General features: G+C 71.2%; 7 protein-coding genes and 1 pseudogene. 3 read left to right on the plus strand and 5 right to left on the minus strand.

Annotated features, from left to right (window positions below):
* A pseudogene (locus ABNT58_RS04000) lies at positions 1 to 336 on the plus strand (TRAP transporter substrate-binding protein); the annotation flags it as partial.
* 10 nt (positions 337 to 346) lie between these two features.
* On the plus strand, positions 347 to 1,075 hold the full coding sequence (locus tag ABNT58_RS04005; RefSeq protein WP_348752218.1) for a hypothetical protein: 729 nt from the start codon (positions 347 to 349) through the stop codon (positions 1,073 to 1,075).
* Positions 1,076 to 1,078: 3 nt separating this feature from the next.
* Here the strand turns inward: ABNT58_RS04005 and ABNT58_RS04010 are convergent, their stop codons facing one another.
* The 3 genes from ABNT58_RS04010 to ABNT58_RS04020 are packed head-to-tail and all read right to left on the minus strand — an operon-like array spanning position 1,079 to position 2,903.
* Positions 1,079 to 1,459 (minus strand): hypothetical protein, encoded by a 381-nt coding sequence (locus ABNT58_RS04010; RefSeq protein WP_348752219.1) that lies wholly within the window; start codon positions 1,457 to 1,459, stop codon positions 1,079 to 1,081.
* A complete protein-coding gene (locus ABNT58_RS04015; RefSeq protein WP_348752220.1) occupies positions 1,456 to 1,980 on the minus strand; it encodes a hypothetical protein in 525 nt (174 codons plus the stop codon). The genes ABNT58_RS04010 and ABNT58_RS04015 overlap by 4 nt, the downstream gene beginning before the upstream one ends.
* A gap of 23 nt (positions 1,981 to 2,003) precedes the next feature.
* Entirely contained in the window at positions 2,004 to 2,903 is a 900-nt protein-coding gene (locus tag ABNT58_RS04020) for a hypothetical protein (RefSeq protein ID WP_348752221.1), read from the minus strand.
* Positions 2,904 to 3,147: 244 nt separating this feature from the next.
* On the opposite strand from ABNT58_RS04020, the gene ABNT58_RS04025 reads away from it, so the two are divergent.
* On the plus strand, positions 3,148 to 3,819 hold the full coding sequence (locus ABNT58_RS04025; protein ID WP_348752222.1) for a PEP-CTERM sorting domain-containing protein: 672 nt from the start codon (positions 3,148 to 3,150) through the stop codon (positions 3,817 to 3,819).
* Here ABNT58_RS04025 and ABNT58_RS04030 read toward each other — a convergent pair whose 3' ends face one another.
* Both ABNT58_RS04030 and ABNT58_RS04035 read right to left on the minus strand, forming a co-directional pair.
* Positions 3,820 to 4,320, minus strand: coding sequence for a group 1 truncated hemoglobin (locus ABNT58_RS04030; RefSeq protein ID WP_348752223.1), 501 nt, complete (start codon positions 4,318 to 4,320; stop codon positions 3,820 to 3,822).
* The coding region (locus tag ABNT58_RS04035) for a DUF3034 family protein (protein WP_348752224.1) at positions 4,320 to 4,996 on the minus strand (677 nt) is incomplete at its 5' end. The genes ABNT58_RS04035 and ABNT58_RS04030, both read right to left, overlap by 1 nt.

Consider the following 4,996-nt stretch of genomic DNA (forward strand, 5'->3'; position numbering starts at 1 on the left):
CAGAAGTTCCTGTCCATCACCCGACATGTCTATACAGGCATGCCGTTCATGATGAGCAAGAAGACCTGGGACGGCATGTCGGCCGACGAGCGCAAGGTGATCCGCGACGCAGCCGCTGAAGCCAAGGCCGAGGAGCGCCGCCTGACCCAGCAGAAGGAAGCCCAGGCCATCGACGGCCTGCGCAAGACCATGCAGGTCAACGAAGTGAGCGAAGCCGAGATGCTGCGCTGGCGCGCCAAGGTGCAGCCGGTGGTCGACAAGTTCAGCCGCGAGATCGGCGAAGGTGTGGTCAAGGACGTGAATGCCGAACTGACCCGCATGCGCGGCGCCAAGTAAGGAGCGCCGCATGAGCTTGCTGGGCACGGCCGCCCTGGCCATGTGGTGGGACATGGCGCCCGACGTGCGGCCCGACTTCGAGGACTGGCACAGCCACGAGCACTTTCCGGAACGGCTGGGTGTGCCCGGCTTTCTGCGGGCCTCGCGCTGGCGCAGCGCGACGGGCGACCGCTTCTTCGTGATCTACGAGCTGGCGGGGCACGACACCTTGTCCAGCCCGGCCTACCTGGCGCGGCTGAACGCCCCCACGCCCTGGTCCACCCGGCTGATGCCGCACCACCGCAACATGGTGCGCAGCCAGTGCCAGGTGATGGCCACGGCCGGTGGCCTGCTGGCCCACCAGGTGCTCACGCTGCAGCTGCAGGTGGAAGAGGCCAACGGCCCGGCGCTGGCCTCCGAGCTGGAGACCTTGTGCCCGCTGCTGGCCGGCCTGCCGGGTCTGGTGGGCGCGCACCTGCTGCGCCACCAGGCGCCGCCCATCGGGCCGACCACCGAGCAGCGCATCCGCGGCCTGGGCGATGCGGCGGCCGACTGGGTGCTGCTGCTGTCGGGCTACGACGAGCCGTCGCTGGCCGATGCGCTGGCGCACGGTGCGCTGGCCGCAGCCCTGGCGCGCGCCGGTGCCACGCCACGGCAGCAGGGCACCTTCCACCTCAGCCATTCGGCGGTGCCGGGCGACGTGGCCGGGCTGGGCGCGGTGCAGGAGCGCTTGCGCGAACGGCCGCAGGCGGCCGCCTAGGGTTCACCGCTCGGGCAGCACCCACATCTTGCTGCCGTCCGGCATCTGCACCGCCTGGGCGCCGGCCGGCACGTTGGGGCGCGCCGGGGTGGCGCTGCGGGTGGCCGACGTGGCGGCCGAGGTGGCCGCGGGTGCAGCGGCGGTGGTGGGCGCAGCCGCGCCGGGCTCGCGCAGCACGCGCACGGCCTGGCCATTGACCCACACCGTGTCGGCCACCGGCGCGCTGGGGTTGGCCGGTGCGGGCCGGGCCTCCACCCACAGGCGCTGGCCGTTGCCGGCGTCCACCGCCTTCAGCGCAGGCTCGGCGGCCTGTGCAGGCACCAGGCCCGCGGCCAGCAGGCCGGCCAGCGCCCAGGCGGGCCGGTTCAGGCGCTGGTGGCTCATGGCGTCACCGTGTGGCCGCCGACGAAGCCGTTGCAGCTCACCGTCACGTTGGACTCGGTGTGGAAGATGTTCAGGCTGATGGCCTTGCCACCGTCGGGGCTGAAGGTGTCGGGGTCTGACACCATCTTCACCAGCGCGTGACCGGTCCAGACGAAGCCGCCGAAAGGCGCCGCGCCGCGGCGCGACATCTGCAGCACCGGGGCGCTGTAGCCGATGGAGATGTTGCCCTGGTTGAGCCGGGTCGACAGGCTGACGGAGGTGATCTGGTCGCTGGCCGATGGCGTGGTGCAGGACAGCGACACCTGCTCGATCACGTAGCGGCGCCCCAGCGGTGTGGCGAACTGGACGAAGCCGTTGACGAAGGGCGATTCCAGGCTGCCCGAGGCATTGGCCATGAACGGGAAGCGGTCGGGGTTCTCGACGTCGCGCATCGGCGCGGCGTACTGGGCGTTGGCATGCGGCGCGGCCAGGCTGGCCAGCACCAGCAGGGCGCAGGGCGCCAGCCATTGACGAAGGGTCATGGGTTACTCCAGAAGGGATGATTTCAGCAAGCGGAAGTCGGCGCAGCGCGGCGTCGCCAGGCCTGGCGGCCGCCCAGCGTGGCCAGCCCGGCCAGCAGCAGCCAGGCAGCTTCGGGTTCGGGCACGGGTGCGGCCGTCCAGGCCAAGCCGGCGTTGACGTAGCCGGGGCCCAGCGGCGTGGCCAGGTCGGTCAAGGACGCCGCGCTGCTGGCCGTGAAGGCCACCAACTGCGAAGCGCCGCTGCTGTCGTTGGCGATGGCCACGAAGCGGCGGTCGGCGTCGTCCCAGGCCAGGCCGCCCTGGAAGGCGCGCGAGCCATCGCCCAGATCGAACAGCACCGTGGTGGTGGGGCCGCCGGCGGCGTTCGCATCGATGGCCACCAGCCGCCGCTGCACACCCACGTCGTCGGCCGCGATGCCGTACAGCAGGCCGCTGCGCGGGTTGTAGGTCAGGCCGCCAAAGAGGCCACCGCCCAGCGCGCCTACCAGGCTGGCGCCGCCGGCATCCAGGCGGTAGAGCGATGCCGCGCCGGTGAAGTCCTGCCCCACCGCGTAGAGCCGGTTGCCTTGCGCGGCCAGGCCGCCGACGAAGCCGCTGCCCAGGCTGATGGGCGTGGACAGCTGGGCCGGGTCGCTGGCGCTGAACGAGGTCAGCACCGACTGGCCGAAGCTGTCGTTGGCAATCGCGTAGAAGCGGCCGTCGGCGGCGCTGAAGGTGAGCCCGCCGTTGAAGGCCCGGCTGCCGTCGCCCAGGGCCACGGCGGTGGCCGGCATGTCCAGGTCGGTGAAAAGGCGCCCGACGCCTTGGTCGTCGGCGCCGATGGCGTGGAGGGCGGCCAGGGCCGGCGCGCTGGCCACGAGAAGGGCGCTGACCGCGCCACAAGCCAGCCGAAGGCGCCAGCGGGAGGTGTCCGGGAACTGCATCGAACGGGCCTTGAAGCAACAACGGCCGCCAGCCTAGGGGCAGACCCGCCTCGGGGCAACGCCTACCCCCTGGCGTGAAGGGCCAGTCAAACCCGCGTGTCCGATCGGCGGTTGCTACCACGTACGGGACCGCGGCGCGTCGCGCGGCGGCGCCGTCGTCGCGCCTCGCTTCGTTCTAGGGGGGACCGGCGCCAACGGCGATCGGCCAGCCTATGCTGCCGCCCGCAGTTGGAGGAGACACCCGATGAAGTACACCCCGTCCCTGGCCCTTGTCGCGCTCGTCGTGGCGGCCATGCCCCTGGCTACCCGTGCGGCCACCGTCAACCTGGCGGTCAACGGCCCCGGCGTCACGGCCAACCTGACCCTGACCTACGGTCCGCAGACCGATGCCAAGTACGCGGATGCGTTCGTGGTCACCGGCATCAGCGGCAGCTTCAGCGATGCCGCGGCCGGCATCAGCAACGCCACCGTGCTGGGGCTGGTGAAGACGGCGTTCAACGTGCCCGACGCCACCAACCTGCTGGCACCGGCCAACTTCAGCCGCTTTGCGGTGGCCTCGGGGCTGGCGCCGGTGAGCAATGGCTTTTTGTCCTATGACAACCTGTTCTGGCCCGGCGGCGCACCGCAGACGGCCAGCGACTACCCCGCCTACGGCGGCATGCTGGACATCTACGGCCTGATGTTCCGCATCGGCGACGGCAAGGTGGTGAATCTGTGGAGCAACGGCGTGTTCGCCGGCCCGGCCGTCGGCCCCATCTACGGCGCGGCCGTGGCCACGGTGGACCAGGCGCTGTCGTACCACGAAGGGCTGAGCGTCAGCGCCGTGCCCGAGCCCGCCACCACGGCCCTGCTGCTGCTGGGCCTGGGCGCCACCGGCTGGGCGGCGCGGCGCCAGCGCGCGGCACGCCGCGACTGATCAGCGCGTGATGATCTGACGGTACATCGGCGCCAGCCTCGCCAGCAGGCGGTTCTGGCTGCCGAAGGGAATGCCCAGGCTGTCCATCGTGGCCTGCAGCACTTCCACCTGCGCCAGGCTGTCGGCCTTGCTGATCTTCAGGTCGGCGTGCGAGGCCTTCATCGTGTCGCCCTCGTACACGCAGGGCCCGGCCAGCACCTGGCACAGGTGGTCGGCCAACTGCTTCTTCAACTCAGGCAGCTTGGTCTTCTCGAAGTAGTGGGCGATGCGCGGGTCGGCCTTCATGTTGTCGACGAACAGCGCGGACAGCTTGCGCACGCCTTCCACGCCGCCGAAGTCGGCCAGCAGGGCGGGGTCGGGTGCAAACACCGGCACCAGCGGCTCGGCGGTCGGCGCGGGCTGCGCGTGGGCCGCCGGCGTGGCTGCCGCCAGCGACAGCAGCAGGGCCAGGGCGAGCGCGCCGCGGTGGAAGGTGAGGGTCATGGCGTTGGCAGCGTTCATCACAGGCCGGCTTGTATAGACAGGTAGGCGCCGCGCTGGCGGTCGTGGCCGACGATCTGGCCCAGGTCCACCCAGGCCAGCGTGACCGACAGGTGCTTGTTGGGCGCCCAGGCGACGAACACGTCCTTCCAGTCGGACTCACGGAAGGCCGGGCCTGCGAAGGCCAGCCGGTCGGGCTTGAAGCGGTATTCGGCGCCGATGGCCAGGTCCTTGCGCAGCAGCTTGGCGATGGACAACTCGGGCTGCAGCCGCATGCGGCGGTCGCCGGTGCTGCCGAAGCCCAGCAGGCCGTTCTGGTTGGCCTGCGTGGCGCGCAGCGTGCCGTTGAGCAGCACGCCCTGGGCCAGCAGCAGCTTGGTGGCGCTGGCATACACCTCCACGCCATGGCGCCTCGCGCCCACCGAATCCAGCACGCCGCCGACGGCGCTGCCCGGGTCCAGGTGTTTGTAGAACAGGCCCACGGCCACCTGCGGCTGCCAGGTGTCGGCATCCAGGATGGCGTCGCCCGCCGCCTTGAGCTTGATGCCCGCGATGTCCAGCTTGAGCGTGGTGCCCGGCACCACGACGCCGGCATCGAAGTCCTGCCGCGCCAGCGACAGCTCCACCCGGTCGTGGATGCCGACGGTGGCGCCCTTGACGGTGAGCGCGTAGTCGGACGTCACCGCGCGGGTGACGA

It is taken from the genome of uncultured Aquincola sp., assembly GCF_964001545.1.
Classification (GTDB): Bacteria; Pseudomonadota; Gammaproteobacteria; order Burkholderiales; family Burkholderiaceae_C; genus Aquincola.